Origin of the sequence: uncultured Microscilla sp., from assembly GCF_947493425.1 — a bacterium.
Lineage (GTDB): Bacteria > Bacteroidota > Bacteroidia > Cytophagales > Microscillaceae > Microscilla.
In genome coordinates, this window is the sequence record NZ_CANLRP010000144.1 from 1 (window position 1) to 21513 (window position 21513).

General features: G+C 39.4%; 15 protein-coding genes and 1 pseudogene. 7 read left to right on the top strand and 9 right to left on the bottom strand.

Annotated features, from left to right (window positions below; translation table 11 throughout):
• The first annotated feature begins 934 nt into the window (after positions 1 to 934).
• The 5 genes from ribD to Q0954_RS25685 all read left to right on the top strand — a co-directional run bounded on the left by ribD (position 935) and on the right by Q0954_RS25685 (position 8988).
• Positions 935 to 2002 carry a bifunctional diaminohydroxyphosphoribosylaminopyrimidine deaminase/5-amino-6-(5-phosphoribosylamino)uracil reductase RibD gene (gene ribD, locus Q0954_RS25665; protein ID WP_299461885.1) on the top strand — a complete coding sequence of 356 codons (1068 nt, stop codon included), beginning with the start codon at positions 935 to 937 and terminating at the stop codon, positions 2000 to 2002.
• Between the two features lie 65 nt (positions 2003 to 2067).
• Positions 2068 to 3168: a DUF3298 and DUF4163 domain-containing protein gene (locus Q0954_RS25670; RefSeq protein ID WP_299461886.1), complete on the top strand. Its 1101-nt coding sequence runs from the start codon at positions 2068 to 2070 to the stop codon at positions 3166 to 3168.
• A gap of 873 nt (positions 3169 to 4041) precedes the next feature.
• Positions 4042 to 6693, top strand: coding sequence for a WG repeat-containing protein (locus Q0954_RS25675; RefSeq protein ID WP_299461887.1), 2652 nt, complete (start codon positions 4042 to 4044; stop codon positions 6691 to 6693).
• Positions 6694 to 6968: 275 nt separating this feature from the next.
• The gene (locus tag Q0954_RS25680) at positions 6969 to 7877 is read left to right on the top strand and encodes a DNA/RNA non-specific endonuclease (RefSeq protein ID WP_299461888.1); all 909 of its coding nucleotides are present in this window, start codon (positions 6969 to 6971) and stop codon (positions 7875 to 7877) included.
• Between the two features lie 88 nt (positions 7878 to 7965).
• Positions 7966 to 8988, top strand: coding sequence for a lipoate--protein ligase (locus tag Q0954_RS25685; protein ID WP_299461889.1), 1023 nt, complete (start codon positions 7966 to 7968; stop codon positions 8986 to 8988).
• Positions 8989 to 9113: 125 nt separating this feature from the next.
• On the opposite strand, the gene Q0954_RS25690 is transcribed toward Q0954_RS25685, so the two are convergent.
• From Q0954_RS25690 to Q0954_RS25730, 9 genes and pseudogenes are all read right to left on the bottom strand, one after another.
• Positions 9114 to 9992 carry a pirin family protein gene (locus Q0954_RS25690; RefSeq protein WP_299461890.1) on the bottom strand — a complete coding sequence of 293 codons (879 nt, stop codon included), beginning with the start codon at positions 9990 to 9992 and terminating at the stop codon, positions 9114 to 9116.
• Positions 9993 to 10139: 147 nt separating this feature from the next.
• Positions 10140 to 10985 (bottom strand): AraC family transcriptional regulator, encoded by an 846-nt coding sequence (locus Q0954_RS25695; RefSeq protein WP_299461891.1) that lies wholly within the window; start codon positions 10983 to 10985, stop codon positions 10140 to 10142.
• A 596-nt stretch (positions 10986 to 11581) separates the two neighbouring features.
• On the bottom strand, positions 11582 to 11926 hold the full coding sequence (rplT, locus tag Q0954_RS25700; RefSeq protein WP_299461892.1) for a 50S ribosomal protein L20: 345 nt from the start codon (positions 11924 to 11926) through the stop codon (positions 11582 to 11584).
• Between the two features lie 98 nt (positions 11927 to 12024).
• Positions 12025 to 12219 (bottom strand): 50S ribosomal protein L35, encoded by a 195-nt coding sequence (gene rpmI / locus Q0954_RS25705; RefSeq protein ID WP_045114742.1) that lies wholly within the window; start codon positions 12217 to 12219, stop codon positions 12025 to 12027.
• A 395-nt stretch (positions 12220 to 12614) separates the two neighbouring features.
• A pseudogene (infC, locus tag Q0954_RS25710) lies at positions 12615 to 13157 on the bottom strand (translation initiation factor IF-3); the annotation flags it as partial.
• A gap of 284 nt (positions 13158 to 13441) precedes the next feature.
• Positions 13442 to 14296, bottom strand: a complete 855-nt coding sequence (locus Q0954_RS25715; protein ID WP_299461893.1) for a hypothetical protein — start codon at positions 14294 to 14296, stop codon at positions 13442 to 13444.
• 99 nt (positions 14297 to 14395) lie between these two features.
• Complete coding sequence (locus Q0954_RS25720; protein ID WP_299461894.1) at positions 14396 to 15349, bottom strand: hypothetical protein; 954 nt, start codon at positions 15347 to 15349, stop codon at positions 14396 to 14398.
• Between the two features lie 518 nt (positions 15350 to 15867).
• Positions 15868 to 16233, bottom strand: coding sequence for a hypothetical protein (locus tag Q0954_RS25725; protein ID WP_299461895.1), 366 nt, complete (start codon positions 16231 to 16233; stop codon positions 15868 to 15870).
• Positions 16234 to 16635: 402 nt separating this feature from the next.
• The gene (locus Q0954_RS25730; protein ID WP_299461896.1) at positions 16636 to 16911 is read right to left on the bottom strand and encodes a DUF493 family protein; all 276 of its coding nucleotides are present in this window, start codon (positions 16909 to 16911) and stop codon (positions 16636 to 16638) included.
• A gap of 155 nt (positions 16912 to 17066) precedes the next feature.
• Here Q0954_RS25730 and Q0954_RS25735 point away from each other — a divergent pair, with 155 nt between their 5' ends.
• On the top strand, positions 17067 to 17729 hold the full coding sequence (locus Q0954_RS25735; protein ID WP_299461897.1) for a tetratricopeptide repeat protein: 663 nt from the start codon (positions 17067 to 17069) through the stop codon (positions 17727 to 17729).
• Positions 17730 to 18212: 483 nt separating this feature from the next.
• Positions 18213 to 21470 (top strand): two-component regulator propeller domain-containing protein, encoded by a 3258-nt coding sequence (locus tag Q0954_RS25740; RefSeq protein ID WP_299461899.1) that lies wholly within the window; start codon positions 18213 to 18215, stop codon positions 21468 to 21470.
• Positions 21471 to 21513: the final 43 nt, after the last annotated feature.

The window sequence follows — 21513 nt, forward strand, 5'->3', positions numbered from 1 at the left end:
TCAGGCTAAAGTCTTAAGGCCAACACTTGAGGAAGTAAATTCAATTCAAATCGTTACCTCCCGCGAAGGTCTTACCGCAGGGTGACCTGAGCAGTGCTACACGAAAACTTTCAAACCAACTTATTTTTGAAACGCCTCACAATTAGCTCTAGAGTTGTCAAGCATTGGTCAGGCTAAAGTCTTAAGGCCAACACTTGAGGAAGTAAATTCAATTCAAATCGTTACCTCCCGCGAAGGTCTTACCGTAGGGTGACCTGAGCAGTGCTACACGAAAACTTTCAAACCAACTTATTTTTGAAACGCCTCATAGCTAACTTTAGGGTTTGCAAGTGCGTTGGTCAGGCTAAAGCCTTAAGACCAACACCTGAGGAAGAGCACTCCTCCCCGCGAAGGTTTTACCGCAGGGTGACCTGAGCAATGCTACACGAAAACTTTCAAGCCAACTTATTTTTGAAACGCCTCATAGCTAACTTTAGGGTTTGCAAGTGTGTTGGTCTGGCTAAAGCCTTAAGACCAACGCCTGAGGAAGAGCACTCCTCCCCGCGAAGGTCTTACCGCAGGGTGACCTGAGCAATGCTACACGAAAACTTTCAAACCAACTTATTTTTGAAAAGCCTCATAGCTAACTTTAGGGTTTGCAAGTGTGTTGGTCTGGCTAAAGCCTTAAGACCAACACCTGAGGAAGTATTTTGAGATTTTTTGCTACTGGTTGCTTGTGAAGACACAAGCAACGGCGTAGAAAAATGAGCGTAGAAGGTTATTCTGCGATTATTAATGATGCACTGTCTTTTGGTTGCTTGTGAAGACACAAGCAACGGCGTAAGAGCAGTGTAGGATCAATTAAAAAAGTGCTTAAACACTTTTTCTAACTAAATGTATATGCCATTTTGTGCGATTTAACTAATTTGGAGGTTCAAGCGTAACTTATGTAAATATGAGCCAACAAATGCAAGATAACGGGCAAAAACAAGTAGATGAAAAATTTATGCAACGAGCACTTGACCTTGCTGTATTGGGAGCGGGTAAAGTGAGCCCTAACCCTATGGTAGGCTGTGTGATTGTGCACCAAGAGCAAATAATAGGCGAAGGCTGGCACCGATTTTATGGCAAAGCCCACGCTGAAGTAAATGCTGTAAATGCAGTGGAAAATAAGGCTTTACTATCTGAAGCCACTGTATACGTTACCCTTGAGCCTTGTGCTCACCAAGGTAAAACCCCTCCCTGTGCCGACTTATTGACAAAACACCAGGTAAAACGGGTAGTGGTATGCAACCGAGATCCGCACCCCCTGGTAGGCGGCAAAGGACTGGAAAAACTACGCATGGCAGGTATTGAGGTAACAGTAGGCATTCTGGAAGCCCAAGGCAAAGAGTTAAATAAGCGTTTTTTTACTGGATTGCTCAAGCAACGCCCTTATGTGATATTTAAATGGGCAGAAACTGCCGATGGATTTATTGCTCGAAAAAACTATGAATCGAAGTGGATTAGCAATAAAATGTCGCGTATGCTGGTGCACAAATGGCGCACCGAAGAAGATAGTATTATGGTAGGCAGCAACACGGCACGTTACGACAACCCTAAATTAAACGCTCGTTTGTGGAAAGGGCGCAACCCGGCAAGAGTAGTGATTGATCGTCGTTTGAAGTTACCTTCCAACCTCCATTTATATAATCAACAACAACTTACTTTGGTATACAATCAGCTTAGCCGTAGCCAGGCGTCTAACCTGGAGTTTGTAAAGCTCGACAAGGATAAGTTTTTGGAAGAAGTATTACTTGATTTATATGAAAAAAACATACGTTCAGTGATTGTAGAAGGAGGCAGTACTTTGATTAACCTATTGATAGAGCAAAACATGTGGGATGAGGCAAGGGTATTTAAAAGTACCCAAACTGTATTTCATGAAGGCATCAAAGCCCCCAAAGTCCAAGGGCATTTGGTGAATACTGAGCGTATAATGGATGATTTTTATTATGAATACCGCCCTATTACCACAAGTTAGAACAATAATTTGATCAGTTGGGGGTTAGTTTTAAAAATTATAAAAGCATCAAAAAATAAACAATTATGAAAAGATTTTTTACTTACATGATGTTGGCTGGATGCCTCATGCTGGTAGCATTGAGCAGTCAGGCACAATTCAGACCCTCCGACTTTTCACACAAGGTTTTGGAGGGTAAAATCAACGGCAGACATAGAATAAAAATGCTGCTCAATAAGCGTAAGCGCAGCAAGTCGGTTAAAAATAACTTGTCGGGGTATTATCATTACACCAGACATAGAAACTATGTCATTTTATCAAAAGGTACCTGGAAAGACAACGGTAGTATGTTGATAGAGGGAGGCATAAGGATAAAGGGTAAATATATAAAAACAGGCGCTTTTTCGGGAAGATGGAATGCTGACCAAAAAAAACTAATTGGCACCTGGACAGCTGCTGGAGGCACCAAATCATTTCCTTTTGAACTTGATGAAACTTATAAAAGTGGAAGGAAAGAGGTAGAGATGCAATGGATGGATGAAACGACCATGTTTGGTGAAAAAGCTCCACGTGGAGCCGCAGTGTCATTTTTGTATCCAATAGTCAAAGGAGGAGCAGTAGCTCAAACCATCAATGATTATATTCAGTCAAACATATTGAGAAACCCACAAGAGCGGGCTGCCAAGTTCATAAAAAACTATCTGGAGGATAAAAAAGCAAGAGGTTTTGGCGACAATTATGGCTATTATGAAGAGCACCTTACGACAATTAATACCAATGACAAAAACATTTTGACTCTTGAGTACAATCTCAATGGGTTTAGTGGAGGAGCCCATGGCTACTACAATAGTAGCTTTACATCGTTTGACCTACGTACCGGGCAAATAATTAAAATGAAGGATGTGTTCATTCCTGGCTTCGAAGGACCTGTCAAACAGTTGATTGCCAAACAAATGAGAAAAGACTATGGGCTAAAGTCAGATGCTCCACTTACTAAGTTGGGGCTGTTTAAGAACGAATGCCCGTTGCCCAAAAACTTTTATTTCCGCCCCGACGGTGTGGCATTTTTTTACAATGTATACGAAATAGCTCCTTACGTGGCAGGGGCTCGCACTGTAGTAATACCCTACAAAAAACTTAGGCGGTATATCCAGCGAAAATCGGTAGCAAAAAAGTTTTTTCGTTAAACCTCTGATGTATTTCTCTTGCCTGCTTAAACACAATAGTCCATAGCTGATTCGAGTAAATGTTCACCTTGTTAAATGCTGTAAACCAGTGGCGTATATTAAGACTGCTTACTCACTTTATTTTAAAAGTGTTTTGGCTTTACGCCTAAACACCCAATTAAATAGTTTTTAAATTCATCAATAACTGATCACCAGCAAACAACTTTGACGAAAATCACTGCGGAGTATTGTAAACAATTATTATAAAATAAAACAGGATCGGCACATTATGCCGACTGTTCATTAAATTTGCTTTCAATTAACTGGAATCTATAACATAAAGGCTAAGCATCTGCCCAGGCAAGTGCTTGAGCAAATATCTATTTGATACTTTGCCACAAGGTGCAAGGCGCTCATTGTAGTGCTGTGATGTAGGTAAAACCGGGGGGCAATGCCCCTTACCTTCATTTTGTTCAATGGTTGATACCCATGGACTTGTACCTTGATTAGTACTCTGAACATTAAACACATAAAGTGTTATTCTGCACCTTTTGCCCTTTGGCTTCTCTTAAAAAAATACTCTGTGAGGAATCACTTAACTACTTGTTAGTTTCTTTTGGGGAATAAATTTTGAAGATCACCAAAGCACAAAGTTTATCAAAGTTGCAGGGTTTTAGGTCGAGCTCAACGAAGTTATACTAGGATTAAAGTGATTTTAAGATTTACAGGATTAGCTGAAGCAGAGCTCAGCACAGCAAAGCTGTAGCTTCGGTTGATTAATGTTGGTATTCAGACAATTAGTCAAAATCCATCCTCAAAACCATTTTTGTTTAAGTATAATCTCTGCTTTACCTATTTAGAAATCAGAGTACTAGCCGCTAGAGATAAAAACAAATGAGAAAATTAGGAATCATTGCGTGTTTGGTTGCCCTATTGACAAGTCAAGGATTTGCCGACCGGGTAACCAGTGCCTATAAGCAATTGCAGAAAGGCCGATATGATAAAACCAAGTCATTGCTTGACCGTGCCATTGGCAAACAAGCCATCAATGCCGGGGCGCATTACATATATGCGCTATACTTTTTAACTAAAGAAAACCCTGCCTATCAGGTAGATTCATCCTATACCCACATTATGCTATCGTTGTCTCACTATGCCCAAATAGACAAAGGAGACTCCACTACTTGGGCAAAAGTAGGCATTACGCTTACCTCTATAGAGCGCCATCGTCGCAAGGTAGAAAGCGTAGCGTTTAGTTTGGCAAAAAGTCAAAATACCATCACTGCCTATCAAACTTATGTAGAGCGATTTACTACTGCTCGTGAGTTAAATAAAGCGATTGAATTGCGTAACCAACTTGCCTGGAACAATGCCCAGGCTCTGCACAGCATTGCAGGTTATCAAAGTTTTATCAAAACCTACCCCAAAGCAAGTCAGGTAGCCGAAGCACAAACACGGATAGATTTTTTTGTGTACGAAGCCGAAACTACCCCTGCCACGCTAAAAAACTTAGAAGCTTTTTTGGCAAATAACCCTCAAAGCGTATACCGTGACTCAGCAGTCAACCAAGTGTTTGATTTGGTATCGGTCAATCATCAAAAAGCTACTTATGAGTGGTTTATGAAAAAATACGCCAATAGTACTGCTGCCAAAACTGCCGGAGACTGGCTCATGAGTATGTACCAAAACGAGGGCAAACTAAGACAGTTTTATCAACAATTTGGCAACTACCATCGCATTGCCTATGTGCAGCAATTGCTGGAAGTAGACAGTTTACAGTATTTTCCTATTCTGGAAGCTGGCAGGTATGGTTTTATCGACCAGGCAGGAGGGTTACGTATTCCTATTAAATACAAGCAGATTTATCAAGACTATTTGTGTGAAGGTATTCAAGACCGTTTTATCATGGTAAGGCAAAATAACCTGACAGGAGTAATAGACAAATTAGGAAAAACTTTGATTCCGGTATACTACGATCAGGTAGAGGTGTTGACAGATGGGGTATTTAAGGTAGTAAAAAATGGGATGAGTGGTGCCTTTCATCAATCTGGTTTTCCGATTTTGCCTACAGTATACGATAAAATAGAAGTACTCAATCAATATTTTCTGAGGGTGTATCGCGACGGAATGTGGGGAGTAGCTACCCTCAACGGGAAACTAATTGTAGATTGTAATTTTTCAGAAATAGATAAAAAAGCCAACAGTTTTGTGTTGTTCCGTAAAGACAACCGCTATGCACTGATAAAAAACAGTCAGGTATTTGACCAGTTTTTGAAACAGCAGTTTAGCCTACAGCTCATGTATGATGAAGTAGACTGGATTGGAGGGGCTTACATCAAAGTACTTGACCAAGAGAAGCAAGGAGTAGTTGACACCACTGGACAATTGGTATTGCCGCCCAAGTTTACCCAAATCAAAGATTTACGCGTGGGTTGGGCAGCCCGTACTTCAGACTCTACCGCTTGGCAGTTGTACAAACGCAAAGGAGGATTGCTTTCTAAAACTTTCTTTGAAATGGCCAGCCCACACGATCGGTTTTTTGTAGCAAAAAAACAGGGTAAATGGGGGGCTTTAAGTGTAGTGGGCGATACTCTGGAACCATTCAAGAGAGACTCTTTAGTATTTATTGGCAATGTATTGCTTACTTTTAAAGGCAAACAGGTGCTTGCCAAAATCAAAGGGCGAGAAAAGCCGCTGAACCTATCACCTTACAGGTTTATCAAGGGAGAAAGGGGCAATTACCCTGATGCTCAACCTTTTGTTCAGGTAGAAACCCGTTACCGCAAAAAAGGGTTATATAACCAAAAGGGTAAAAAAATGCTGGCAGCAGTATACGACGATATTTTGATACTTGCAGATGATTTGTTTAGTGTAAAACGTTATGGTAGGTATGGCTTGGTAGATACCAACCGAAAAGTAGTGTTACCCATTAGATACCAAGGCATTAGCAACCTCAAAGGAGGGTACCAGGGGTTGTTGCTCAACCGGAAGTTTGGCTTATATCATCACCAGCGTAAAATAAAATTAGAACCTAAGTATGCCTCGTTGCCACGCCCTTATAGTACGAGTGATAGTAACCGTTTGTTTGTGGTGAAAAAAAGCCATGGTTTTGGCTTGGTAGATGACCAGGGTAAAGATATGGTAGCAGCTAAATACCAAAAAATAGAGTATTGGACAGACAGCATAGCCTTGATAAAAAATGAAGTGGGTCATTGGTTTTTGTTTAATTTCATTACCAAACAACGCCTCAAAACTCAAGACTTTAATGATATAAAGTACTTAAAAAAAGAGGGTGATGAAATCATTGCTTTGGTATCTAAGGTGAAGTTTGGTATTTTGAGCAACAAGCGAGGGTTGTTAATTCCTATGGAATACGACTTGATTTATAACTTAGGAAGCCGCGAAACACCTATGTTTTTTACCGAACGTCAATACGCCGGAGGCAAAAGCTTTGTGGTGAGTTATATCAACCACCAAAAGAAGGTGATTTGGAATAAAATTATGCAGGAAGGCGATTACCACAAGATATTGTGCGAGGAGTATTAACCCCTTGAGGCAACAGGCGTAAAAATTCCATTATTAGGTCTGTTGCTAATTGTCAGTATATTTTGCAAGTCCTTGTGGCTGAGGCATCGATTGAGGCAATATCAAACGATGCCTCATTTTTTTAGAACAAAAATAAAGCGCTGAGCCCACTTAATACTCCTTGTGGCTAAGTGCTTAGAACTCCTTAACTACTCAATATTTTCTAAAAAACTGTATCTTGCAGGAGATTATCTATTTTCAGATTTATTGTTTTTTTACGAACCTAAAATACAATTATGGCAAAAAGAAAAAGAAGCGGTTTTAGCTATTTGTTTATATTATTGATGGCGCTTGGTGTGGTAGCGTATGTGTTTAATCTTGGTGGATTCAAGGATATGGTAGATGCTGCCAGAAACAAAGAAAAAGGCTATACAGAAGAAGTAAACAATAATAATGGTACTGGTAATAACAACAGTCAATCGGATGACTCTAATACTACTACTTCAGTAAAAGATATAAAAACTGAAAGCCTCGAAATTCCGGCAAGTAGCTATAAAGTAACCCGCCACGCACATTTTGCCTTGGGGTATGACGAAAGACACGAACAAGCTGCCTGGGTAGCTTATAAGCTCGAAGCCCGTGAAACCAGAGGCAGGGCAGAGCGCGAAGATAGGTTTATACCCGACCCAAGTGTAACCACCCGCACTGCACGCCATTCAGACTATTCTGGTTCGGGATATGACAGGGGACACCTGGCACCTGCGGCTGATTTTAAATTTTCAAAAAAAGCCATGGCAGAAAGTTTTTACATGAGCAACATGAGCCCCCAAAAACCCCGATTTAACCGGGGCATCTGGAAATCGCTAGAGGAACAGGTAAGAGAAAATGTACGCAAAGACAAGGCATACTATATAGTTACTGGACCAGTGCTCAAAGGGGGGCGCTTTCGCAAAATTGGGCGCAAAACCAAAGTAAGCGTGCCCAAATATTACTATAAAATTTTACTCGACCTAGAAGAACCTGAGATCAAAGCCATTGCTTTTTTGATGAAAAATGAGGGTTCTGACAAACCTTTGAGTAGTTTTGTAGTAAGCATTGATAAAGTAGAAGAAATAACCGGGATTGACTTCTTTCCGAATCTCCCCGATGATTTAGAGAAAAAACTAGAAGCTTCTACCTCACTCAAAGGCTGGAAGTTTGACTAATTAAGTTGGCAAAAAATAAGATAAAAAATAAAATAGCCTGATAGCCTATGTTGGTTATCGGGCTTTTGTAGGTTTAGACGTATAATTTATGTTTTATATTGATAATCAAGGGATTAATGACCCAAGGATAAATCTGGCAATTGAAGAACACGTACTACGCAATTTTGCTCCCGATCATGAATACCTCATGTTGTATGTCAACGAACCATCAGTGATTATGGGTAAGCATCAAAACATCTATGAGGAAGTAAATGTAGACTTTGTACAACAAAATAACATCAAAGTAGTGCGTAGGGTGTCGGGTGGGGGGACTGTATACCACGATTTGGGCAACCTGAATTTTAGTTTTTTGGTGCCTCACGACTCGTCTAAACTCAACAACTACCACTATTTTTTAGATCCTATAGTAGAGGCCTTACAAAGCCTGGGAGTACCCGCCGAAATAAGCCCTCGTAATGATTTGATGGCAGCAGGTAAAAAAATATCAGGCAATGCCCAGTTTTCTACCACCAAACGTATGGTAAGCCATGGAACGCTGCTATTCAACTCTGAAATTATTCACCTCTCACAATCGCTCAAAGCCAAAACAACCACCATTCAATCCAAGAGTATAAAATCGGTACGTAGCCCAGTGGCCAACGTGTACGAATACCTGAGCAGCGAACAGCAAAGCAGGTTGAATATGGAAGAGTTTAAAAAAGTATTGCTTCAGTACATTTTCAAAACCCAGCCCAACGAAGTCTCTACAATACCCACTTATACCCTTACCCAAGACGATTGGGAGGTGGTAAATAAATTGGTAAAAGAGAAATATAATACCTGGGAATGGAACTACGCCCGATCGCCCAAATGTAGCATTCATAAAACACACCAATTTGATTGGGGTACCCTGGCTGCTACAGTAGATATTAAGAAAGGGCACATACAAGGAGTAAATTTTGAAGGAGCACACCATAGCGAATTGCAGGCGATGCTTGCTCAATTGGCTAAAACACTTACTCAGGTCAAGTTTGATAAAAACAGCCTCAAAAAAGCCATTGCCACTGCAAATATTGAGGAGGATAAATTAAACATCAAAGAAAACCAAATTTTGCAATTGGTGTGGCAATAATGTGTTAGAAATATGGTATATTGAAGAGGATTACGAAATTTAGAAAGAAAAGGGGCAAGCGGTTTTGTTAGACATTACCAACAAACCGATGCCCCTTTCACTGCTATAGGTTTTATCACCACACGTTATGCCTGCATTGGTACTTCCATCAATAATACCTTCGCTGCTTTGTTGGCTTCAACCTCTATCTGGGGGGTATTCCACACCCCAAAACCATCTCTTTTACTAAGCTGTTGCCCACCAATGGTTACCTCTCCTTCTAAGACAAAAGCATACACTCCATTGGTAGCTTTGTTTAGTCGATAAGTGTCTTTTGCCTCTTTGTCAAACTTGCCCATGTTAAACCAGGCATCTTGGTGTACCCATACCCCTTGGTCGTCTTTATTGGGCGATAGTATTTGATAAAATGCATTGTGTTTCTCTATAGCCTGCAGCGAAATCTGATCATAACGTGGGGTTACATTTTGCGTATTTGGAAAAACCCAAATCTGTAAAAACCTCACTTCCTCATCTTTGTTCTGGTTATATTCGCTATGATAAACCCCTGTTCCAGCACTCATTACCTGAATGTCTCCTTCTTTGATTACCGACGTAGTGCCCATGCTGTCTTTGTGCTCCAGATTGCCCGCCAGTGGAATAGAAATAATTTCCATGTTGTCGTGTGGGTGGGTGCCAAACCCCCGCCCCGCCGATACTATGTCATCGTTGAGTACTCGTAGTACCCCAAAATTCATTCTGTCGGGGTTGTAATAATTGGCAAAACTAAATGTATGGTGACTATCCAACCATCCGTGGTTAGCGTGTCCTCTTGTGTCGGCTTTGTGCAATACTGTGTTCATAGTTTTCTCCTCTTTATTTGGTAAATGATTAAAACCTACCTGAGCCATGAGTTGATGGTAAGTTGATTGAACCGTTGGGGTGTTTTTGGCTTCTAACAATGAATAACCCGCCACCATTCCAGCGGCTCCCAGCAACGATTTCTGTAAAAACTTTTTTCTGTTCATGACATTTTTGGTGTTGATTTTTTAATAAGTAGATCATCAGTGAGTGATGTCTACTTGCAGCTAATTACATTACAAAGATGCTACATGCCTGACTCTAAAGAGATATAAAAAAATGACCCAATTATATAAAAAAGTCGGAAAATGAGTTTATCTCTTTTTTTGTTGCCTAAATTTAGAAGGGGAAACCTGGGCTTTTTTTTTGAAAAAATTGCTAAAGTGGAGAGGCTCTTCAAACCCTAGCTCATAGGCTATTTGTTTGATATTAAGCCCTGTATGAATCAATAAACGCTTACCTTCAAGTACCAGCCTATCCTGAATAAACTCTTTGGCAGTCTTACCCGTCAATTTTTTTACCGTATGACTCAAGTGTTTAGGCGATATAGGAATTTCGGATGCATAAGTACCCACTTTGTGCCATTGTTGATAACGCTGCTCAACCAGTTTTTTAAACTCGCGTAAAATACATACCCCGTTGCTTTCTTCGTCGAGTTGGGTAGTGTCTAACAAACAACTATTGCTACAATAGATCAAAAACAACTGAAGCAATGCACCCAAGGCACGGTTGCGGTAATGAAACGAGCTTGGCAAACAAGCCTGCATTTCTACAATAAGATTTTTTAACCGAGCAAAGGTCTCTTCATCCAGCGAAAGCGGAGGAGCGTCGCCAAACTGCCTGAAAAGATTGATATTGGAGATAAAACTTTCGGGGATGTTATTTTCAACCAGAAAATCGCGTGAGAACGTAATCACCCAACCTTTGGGTTGGGCTTGCAAAGCCACCTGGTGTACTTGTCCAGGGTTAACAAAGAACACTTCACACCCCATAAAAACATACGACTGATAGTCAATTACGTGCTTACCCTTGGCAACTTCTACCAGCATAATTGTGTAATAATCGTGACGGTGTGGTACATCGGTAGAGCCTTGAGCTGCCTCATAGATGTTTTCCATTTGTTGAAGATCAAAATTAATGTGGTGTTTACGTTGTTGCATGGAGGTTTTTTTATCAGATAACTCAGAACCTCGGTACATGTTTAACAGTTTGCGTGGCAGGGGAAAGCTTTAAGCGACAAGCCGCAAGTCCTTAGATACCGATGAATAGCGGTGCCCCACAAGCAAAATGTCGGCATAACCTCCACTAAACAAACCCTGTGTAACCCCGTTGAGCTCATCATAGCAAGCTGCTGCCCCGATAAATTAGAAATAGATTCGGTTTATGGGGAGTTAATAATTCATCGTACGTTTATTTTCAGTGGGTTATGAATTTAGTAAAGCGGAAAAAATAAGATGTGCCAATAAAACAAAATATTTGTTGAGTAGGCGAGTCAAAAAACCTTTGCATAGCCTAAGCTATGGAACTGTTTTTTGAGGAAGTCCACTCGGCAAAGATACCGTTTTATGGCTCAGATTATTTTTGTAGGTTTACTTATTAGTTAAAAGAAGAAGTGTATGTTTAAATAGGGGAGGGGTGGCATTTGGTTGGTGGGGTATTAGGAATATATTTGTCAAAAAGACATAAAAAAAAGGATGAAAAAAGAGGTAAGCCTCTGGTTTTCATCCTTTTGCCTTTATAAGGTAATATTATGCGCTTACTTTACTTTATCAACCACTGCTTTGAAAGCTTCAGGATGATTCATTGCCAAGTCAGCCAACACTTTTCTGTTTAGCTCAATATCGGCTGCGTGCAGTTTCCCTATAAACTGAGAGTAAGACAAACCGTGAATGCGAGCTCCAGCATTGATACGCTGAATCCATAAAGCACGGAAGTTACGCTTCTTTACCTTTCTATCTCGGTAAGCATATACTCTTCCCTTTTCTATTGCATTTTTTGCAACTGTCCAAACATTACTCCGGCGGCCAAAGTAACCTCTGGCTTCTTTCATCATCTTTTTTCTACGACGACGAGATGCTACTACATTTACTGAACGTGGCATGCTAAATTACTAATTACGACAACTGGCGATCACGTACTGCGATGCTTTATGCCAGCCATCAGGTGAAATAAAAAAGTTGTTGTTAAAAATCGGGAATCTTAAAGATTCAACATTCTTTTAACCAATTTCTCATCAGCTTTGTCTACCAAACCAGTTTGTCCCAAACGTCTTTTTTGCTTGGTTCCTTTTTTGGTAAGAATGTGTCTTTTAAAGGCTTTTTTTCTTTTGATTTTGCCAGTACCCGTAAGTTTAAAGCGTTTTTTCGCGCTTGAATTTTTCTTAACCTTCATGATCGAACAATTTAATCGAATGGCTTTGAATTTGAGCTCGCAAAGTTAACAAAAAAAACAGGGAAACCTGAGAGATTTTTATAAATTATGCTACAGCCAAACGCAGGTGAGTATATAAAAAACAACAACCTGACTTGATTTGAATCAATAAATGGCTCAAAATTCATCAGGTTGTTTGCAAAATATCTTCTAAGATATTAACTTTTCTCAGGGTTGGGTTGCTTGTCTGCAGACTCACTTTTTGGAGTAGTTTCTGCATCTGTAGTAGCCTTTGCGTCCTTATCCGCTTCTGCGGCTTTGTCAGCATCTTCTTGCCCTTCTTTATTTTTATTCCTTTTGTTTTTCTTGTCTTTCGTTGTTGCCTGGGCATCTTGTTTCGGTTTTGTAGGTTTTTTGGTAACTTTAGGAGCTAAAAATATGCTCATTCTTTTACCTTCAAGCTTTGGAAGCTGCTCTACTTTACCGTAATCTTCAAGCTCAAGTGCAAACTTTAACAACAACTGTTCACCACGTTCTTTAAAAACAATGGTACGCCCTACAAAGTGAACATAAGCTTTAAGCTTGGCGCCACTTTCGAGAAAGTTTTTGGCGTGGTTGAGCTTAAAGTTAAAATCGTGTTCATCGGTATTAGGACCAAAGCGAATTTCTTTCATTACCACCTTCTGAGCTTTGGCTTTGAGTTCCTTTTGCTTTTTCTTTTGGTCGTAACGAAACTTAGAATAGTCTATGACTTTACAAACAGGGGGTGCTGCTTTTGGAGAAATTTCTACCAAATCTAATCCTTGGTTCCTTGCAATGTCGAGTGCTTTTTTGGTTGGATATACCCCTTGCTCTACATTGTCTCCTACGAGTCTTACCTCTGGAGCCTTAATTCTTTCATTAACTTTGTAAGGTTCTTCGCGTCTTCCGCGAGGTCCCCTTTTTCTGGGTTGTCTGCTAATATTTACCTCCTTGGTTTAGTGTGAATAAAATTATATCAAGATAAAGATGGTTTAAGGGTGGTTTAAACTCAAACTTACTCTAAAACAATATAATGATTTGAGTACAAAAAACAAGTTTTTTTCGTTGAAATCAAAGCCTAACAACAAAACAATGATATAAAACTTTGCTTTTGTTTTTATTAATGCTCTAGCATAGAGGGTGGTAACCCATTACCTTCTACAAATATATAGTATACAATCAAATCACAAGATTGTTTTACCTTTTGCAGTAAAAATATCAACCATCATTGTCTTACAATAAACATTGTCAAGCCTACTTCTTGGTTTTCCATATTTTTTTGATGGTTGTGTCGGTATAGTTTAATGGTATATCTTCCGGGCAACCATTTTATCCTGGTTACATCTAATATTACCCGTTCAAACCTACTGGTGGGGCTCCAGGGCACACTTAAGTATACCTTTACAGGGAGATTTTTACCCGATTGATCAAATACTTTAATGTTTATTGTATCACTCACTTCGGGTGGGCAGGTAAAACGATAAGTAACTTGGATAAGTTGGATGTTTTTTGCCCTGTTTACTGGACTAAAACGCTCACGCCTTGATGCTCCAGGTACTGCTCTTATGTCAAAAGGGAACAAGCTGGGTAGGGTCTTTTTGAACCTGTTGACTTTTGTTTGTAAAGTGATGCTTTCCTGTGCAAGTATATTACGTTCTGTCACCAATTGCTTGATTTGCTTACGGTATTCGGCAAGGGTTAATCCACTCAGGACTGAAGTTTCATCATAAGCCTTTTGCAAAGAATCTACATTGTCTTGTGTAACTTCCAACAATCTTTTTAACCTTAAACACTCTGACCGATAGCGACCTTCGCGGTAACGAGCAGCATTGAGTAATAATTGTAGCGAATCTTTGCCAAGCTGGGTTTGTTCTTGGACATATTCCAGCTTTATTTTATTTGTAATGAGCTTTTTATTAATTCCTCTTTGTTTATCCAGCTGAATATTTTTGGCTAGGTATGCTTGTTTCAAACTATCTAAGCAGGCTTGCAGCTGTGCGGTGGTTTGTGCTTTACTTATGTTGAAAGAACCTACCCAAAATAAAGTGAATACACAAATGCGAATGAATGTGCGACACATAAGTTTATAACAATTAAATAAAAAAAGCCCTCAAAAGTACAGCTTATACTTTTGAGGGCAATATCATGAAAAGGTTTTAGCAACCTTTATATAAGTGGCTTAACGCAAAGAGAACTCCGCAATACCAATACTTTGGTTGTTGATTCCCTGATCTACATTGGTCAAGAACAGACGGATAGAGTAGTTGCCACGAGAGAATTTTCTGCGGGCATCGCTCTCTGGTTCCACGATTACTTGTTGATTGGTAGGTGTTGGTTTACCAATGTTGTTGCGGTAAGCAGGTTTTAATGGCACTTCTTTATTAGTAGCATCAAACAACTTAATCACAATGTTTTCGTTGGCAGCTGGTGCGCGGGTCAATTGAAACCCTACCTGAATCCGGTCAGTATTACGCGCTTTGGTAGAAGCACTAAAGCGATTACGCTTTAATTCACCAGGAATGGCACGCACAGTAAGTGCAAACAAGGCATTTTGAGTATCGTTTTTCAACTTGCTCAACTCAGCTTGCATGGTTTGGTTTTGACTTGCCAGACTGTTACGTTCAGTAGTCAATTGCTCAATTTGCTTACGGTATTCGGCAAGGGTAGAACCACTACCTGCTGAAATCTCATCATAAGCTTTTTGCAAAGAGTCTACTTTGTCTTGTGCATCTTCTAACAATCTCTTTAAGCGGGCTGCCTCTACTCTGTAACGACGCTCACGATAACGAGAGTTGTTCAATAGCTTTTGTACTGAGTCGCGCTTGTCTTCTACTTTGTTAAGCTTGTCTTCCAGCTCAAATTTTCTTTTCAAAAGCTCTTCGTTTTCGGTAGTTTTACTTGATACCGAATCTTTCAGACTTGAGCTTAGTCCCTTAAGGCTATCTACAGCTGCAGTTTTTTCCTTTTCAGTAGATTTTACTTTTTTGTAGTCTTTGTAGTATTTGTAAGTAAAAAACAAACTTACTACAAGTAGAATACTTACTGCTACGAGTCCAATAGCCTGACCATTTAAACCACCTCTTGGTTCGTCCTGATCATCCACATCGTAATCCAAATTTGAATCCTCGGTCATGATATTATATTGATTTTAGGTTTCGCGAGTTTACAATTGTTTTTCGAAGGTTAAAGCCTTCATATTCAACTAATTTCAGCTTTAAATATATGGAAAATTATTAATCAAATAAAAATCAGCTATTATTTTTTTTTATTTAACCCACGACTAATCAAATAACAACTCTAGTGATACAGTGGGTAAAAATAAATGAGACAGGCTTTTATTGGCAGTTGAGTATTAAGCTGTATGACAATAAAGCCTGTACTCTATAAGCGTTTAAACGTAGATTAGTAGGCATTTAATAGTGGTAAAACAGAGCAATTCGATGTAGTGCAAACGGCGGTTAAGACAAATGATATTGGGTGAATGTTAGCCTGTTCTGCTAAAGTAATAGGTAAGGGGTGATAAACAACGCTTTAGGTTTGTAGAGGGTTTGTAATGTAGACTCTTAAAGAAATGGGTAGGTCAGTTATAAACATAAAACCCCGAACGGGTGAGGTTCAGGGTTCAAAAAAACATCAAAAGATAGCGCTTTTTTAGTAAAGCACGCTCATTTCTTTAGATACTTTGTCAATCATTCTCTGCAAAATTACTTCGTTGCGTCCTATCTTTTTAGCAAAAGCATAACACAACTCGTATTCGTGATCGTGAATTTCATGATCAACCATCATCATGCGAATGATGTATTCCAAGTGTTCCATTTGTTCGTTATAGTCGTCTGGAATAATGAAATCTAAGTGGTTAATCTTATTCATTATATCACGGGCTTGGGTGCGGCTTACACCCATTCGTTGCCCGGTTTCCAGCAACATTTCTTTTTCTTCGCGGACAAGGTAGCCATCTGCTACTGCTATTTTATAAATGTTGCGGAAACACGCCAATCCTTGTTCTTTATTTTTCATGACATTTTTCCGTTTGTTGGTTTAGGTAAACTACTAAAGTGGGACTAATTCCCCTCAATTTGTTGGATTAAAACAAGTTTATATTTTAAACTTGTTTTTTTATGATTTTGTGATTTTTTCAAGATTTAAAACCAAAATATACTAATAAACTTTCAAAATTGCAATTTTATTACATTCTATATACCTAATAAGAGTAAAAAACTTTCAATTATCCTATTGTGTCCGGAAAATTTGAATATTTTTATATTTTCCAAAGCTTTACACTTGCGTACTACAAGTATGCTTTGGGTTTGCCGAACACCTGTTGGTTAAAGTGTGGCTTTAGGCGCAGTTAACGGGGTTAAACGACTTAATAAAATGTTAAATAATGACATTGTTTTTCGTAAATAAATGCAATATAGTTTAAAGCATAATTACGCCTTCTATTTTGCCCACTTGTTGGTACTTTTCAATGATTTCGTTGCTTGACAACATTACCAATCGTACCGTGATACTGGTAAACTTTCCATTGCTCGATTGGCGGGCGGTAATATTAGCGTCTTTGCCAAACAAAGCAGTGATTTCAGCGGCTTTATTGGTTAAGGTAGGCACAATAAACTTGAACATATACATAACTGGATACTGGTTGGTTTCTTCAAGCTTTTGTCGTAGCGATGTATAAAATTCTTCTGTTCCCATAGGTTTGTCAGTTATTTCAAAGGAAGTGGTATGTAAACGTTTTTTTACCCAAATCTAGTCATTAATTAGTTTTTTTACCAATAAGATTGCAAAAACACCCTTGAGTATTTAAATTGAAGAAGAACCAAAAACTTACAGACAAACCTTTATATCTCATGAAACTTACCCAAACGATTTGTTTGCTGGGTATTGCTTGCCTGCTTTTTCTGCGGGTATCGGTGGTGCCAGGACAAACTGAAAATGATACCGCTCCTCCTGAAAAGAGTGTGGCTGAGTTACTCAAGGAAGGAGAAACAAAATATCAAAAAGGAGATATTTTAGGCGCAATTAAGAGTTACAATGCCGTGATAGAAAAACAAGCTTATTCGGCTATAGCCTACCAAAAGCGCGCCCGCTGTAAACGTCGCATTCAAAACTACCCAGGAGCAATCAAAGATTATGAAAAGGCAATTCAACTTAAGTCAGGGCTGGCAAATGCTTACATAGGCAAAGCGCAGACTTATGTGGCTATGAAAAACCACAAAAAAGCGATTAAAGACTACGCAAGGGCTTTAGACCTACAACCACCTAAAAAGTATTTACCGTTGATTCACTACAACAAAGGACTTGCCCACCTGGAGATCAAAGACTATAAAGAAGCCATGACAGATTTTAACAAAGCCATTGAGCTTCACCCAAAAATGGCAAAAGCGTACCTAAACCGAGGCAATATTTATTACCATTTTAACAAAAGTAAACAAGCTTGTGCTGATTGGATACAGGCGAAAGAATTAGGCAACGAAAAAGCCATCATTAATCTGGACAAGATTTGCCGATAACTTATCAGGTAAATAATTCGTGTTTTCAATATAGCCGGAAGATAGGCAACTTTACAAAGCATTTGTTTCGCTCTCCTAGTCTAACCCTAACCTACTTCTTGCCTTCTGCCACAAAGTTAATCTAATCAATTCCCCTTAAGTGCGTCCTTGAGCTATGCCCTTGTTGGTAAATACCTAAGTGATGATTGAAAAGTAAAAGCATTTTACCTCTAACTAAGTAGCAGCAAGCAATTAGCTATAAGCTACAAGCAAAGATAACTCTCTCATAATATGACAGTTATACTTGCATATTAGGTATATTTAATTTTGTCTTGGTACATAGCAGCAAGCAATTAGCTATAAGCTACAAGTAAAGATAACTCTCTCATAATATGATAGTTATACTTGTATATTAGGTATATTTAATTTTGTCTTGGTACATACATACTAGAGGTTTACCACATCAAAGGTTTAGGTATGTCATCTTAGTAAACTCTATTGTCTATGAAGAAAATATGTGTGATATTTTTTTATCTAGTGATACCTGTGGTTAGCTCTGCACAAAGAATTAACATTCCTTTGGTTTATAAAAACAAACTAAAATTACGAAAGTTTACGAGTGAAAAAGGGCTAAGTCAAAATATAGTACAAGATATTCTGCAAGATAGCCAAGGTTTTATGTGGTTTGCCACTACAGGTGGGCTCAACCGCTACGACGGGGCGCGGTTTAAAGCGTATAAGGCTGTTTTTGGTGATTCTACAGGGTTAGTTAATAATTATGTGAATCAAATAGTGGAAGATAAAAATCACCGTATTTGGATAGGAACATCTAAAGGACTGAGCAGGCTGGATTTAAAAACAGGTAGGTTTGATAATGCCCAACACCGAAAAGGAGTACCCAATAGTTTGAGTAATAATTGGGTAAATGCCCTTGAACAAGACAAAGATGGCAATGTATGGGTAGGTACTGATAAAGGCGTAAACAAGGTAGCCACCAACTCCCGGAATTCTCTTAAGTTTCAACGTTATTTATATGCTACTAAAGGTACAAAAAAAGAGCACTTTTTTATAGGAGCTATATGTCACGATAGTCAAGGAATTACCTGGGTGGGTACAAGCAAAGGCCTAAAAAAAATGGAGAGGCAAGCTGGCGGAAAGGTTTCTTTTACTCATTATCCACTGGCACCAGATAGCGTTCGGTATAGTCCCGAATCAATCAAGAACATATTAGAAGACACACAAGGGCGCTTATGGATAGGTACACGAGTTGGTCATTTGTATTTGCTTAACAAAACACGTAGTAAAGTAACATTGTTTGCCCAGGACTTGGCGAGGGTGTATGACTTGTACCAAGACAGTAAGCAAACAATATGGGTAGGTACCGAAAATGGCTTGTGTTGGATCAATGAAAAGACAAAAAAGATAGAACGTTTTTTTTACCCTGCTACTCACTTGGACAATATTACAGTAAGCTGTATGTATGAAGACAAATCGGGGGTGTTGTGGGTAGGGACAGCGGGCTATGGTTTGTATCATATCGATAGCAAAAGTACCAAGTTTAGCACCTATAATATCTCTCATTATACCCAAAGCCCCTTGAAAGAGAATATGGTATGGGGTATTTTTCAAGACAAAGGTGATCGTTTGTGGCTCAATTCGGCAAAAAATGGACTTTTTCATCTTAATAGAAGCACAGGGGGAATTACCAACTTTAAGCACGAGCCAGCAAACCCCCAATCTCTGATCCATTCCCAAACAAAGCGCATTGGGCAAGCTCAAGATGGTTCAATATGGGTGGTTACTAAGGGTGGGTTGAATAAGTACAATGAGGCAAATAAAACGTTTGAGCGTTTTTTTATAGAAAAAAAGTACAGCCGGGCAACCAGCGTATACTGTTTGATGGCAGATAAAAATAACGCTTTATGGATGACCACATTAGGAGGGAGAATCTATAAATTGGATATTCGTACCAAAAAGTTTAGTCAGGTTCGCTCCAAATACTTTGGCAATGGTTGGGCAAGCTCTATAGTAGAAGATAAGCAAGGGGTATTTTGGATCAGTGGGCGTACTGCCATTGTGTTGTACGACCCTAAAAAACAACAAGTAGTAGAAGCCCACCGGTACGACTCTGTCAATACAGTGGGGCTTAAAAAAAACCGACCTTTGCAAATTTTTAAAGCACGCTCCGGACAACTTTGGATTACTACTTATGGCGATGGGCTTGCCAAAGTAGTTTATGACAAAACCGGGCAATTTCGCCTGCACTATTATACACAAAAAGACGGTTTGCCTACCAATATGCTGTACAACATACTGGAAGATAAACAAAATAAATTGTGGATTTCTACCGAAAATGGCATTGCTAAGTTTGACCCTGTGACCGAAAAATTCACCAATTATACTCCTAAAGATGGTTTGCCTAACGATGACTTTGGCGAAGGTTCTTTTTTTCATGACCCAACCACAGATGAAATGTTTTTTGGTGGGCAAAATGGCGTAGCAGCCTTTATACCTGCCGAGGTTAAACCCAATGACTATATTCCAACGATCAGGCTCACCGACTTTCAATTGGCAAATGAATCAGTGATTCCGTCGAAAGACGCTCCGCTAAAGAACACTGCCAATTACACAAAAAAAATAGTGCTTACTTATGAACAAGCCACTGTGTTTTCGTTTGAGTTTGCTGCATTGAGCTATGCCAGTTCAGACCGTAACCAATACAAGGTAAAACTACAGGGGTATGACAAAAAGTGGCGGAACCTAGGCAAGCGTAACTTTGTAACCTACACTGGCATTTCTCCTGGTACCTATTACTTTAGGGTGCAAGCCAGCAACCATGATGGTGTATGGAACACCCAAGGCTTGCGCGTAGAGCTAGTGATTTTGCCTGCCTGGTGGCAAACCTGGTGGTTCAAATTAGGGTGGATTTCTTTTACCGTATTTTTAGTAGTGGGCTTTTATCTATACCGGATCAATGCCATTAAACGACAAAAAAGAGTGCTGGAAGAAACAGTGGTACTGCGTACTAAAGAGGTGGTAGAGCAAAAAGAAGAAATTCAAATCCAAAATGAAGAGCTTTTACAACAGCGTGAAGAGATTACAGCCCAACATCAAGCCATTGAATCACAAAACAAGCTATTGACAGAAAAAAATTACCATATCAATCAAAGCATCAAAGCTGCTAAAACTATTCAGGAAGCTATATTACCTTTTGAAAGCAAGATGCAAGACGCCTTTCAACACAATTATTTTATCTTGTATAAGCCCAAAGATGTGGTATCGGGCGATTTTTATTGGCTGGGCAATGTAGGCAATAAAAAAATATTGGGGGTGATAGATTGTACCGGGCATGGGGTACCAGGAGCATTTATGAGTATGATTGGTTTTACGATGCTCAATGAAATTGTGAATACCCAAAAAACAGACAACCCTGCCGATATACTAGAGCAGCTACGTATAGAAATAAGGTGTATGCTCAAGCAAGATGAAACTGGGCGCAGAAATGGCATGGATGCTGTTTTTATTGCCTTGGAAGCGTTAGGCAACCAACAGACCAAGGTGACTTTTGCGGGTGCCAAACGTCCTTTATGGTATATAAAACCTGGCAGTGCCACCTTAGACACAATCAAGGGTAGTTCGGTGTCTATTGGGGTGATTTACCAAAACAAAAGAACTATAGAAGCCCATACGGTTATATGTGATCCTAATACCTTGATTTACCTTAGTACCTTAAAACTCTACAGATTATTCGTTACCAAATGAAAACCTGTTTAGGGCATCATTGACTTGTTCTGGAGAGATGTCT